The 254-nt window shown below is 47.6% G+C and carries 1 pseudogene; it reads left to right on the plus strand.

Annotated features, from left to right (window positions below):
• Nucleotides 1-254 (plus strand): annotated as a pseudogene (pgi, locus tag QOS07_RS09405) (glucose-6-phosphate isomerase); the annotation flags it as partial.

Raw genomic sequence — 254 nt, forward strand, 5'->3', positions numbered from 1 at the left:
CGGAAGGGCTACGAAACTGAATTGTTGGAAAACTATGAACCAAACATGCGGATGTTCGCCGAATGGTGGAAGCAACTAGCTGGTGAATCTGAAGGTAAGGACCAGAAGGGGATTTACCCATCAAGTGCTAACTTCACGACCGACCTCCACTCCCTTGGCCAATACATCCAAGAAGGACGTCGCTTCCTGATGGAAACTGTTGTTAAGCTGGACAAGCCAAACCACGACGTTGAAATTCCTAGTGAAGATGACAA

Source organism: Limosilactobacillus viscerum (assembly GCF_947387525.1).
GTDB lineage: Bacteria > Bacillota > Bacilli > Lactobacillales > Lactobacillaceae > Limosilactobacillus > Limosilactobacillus viscerum.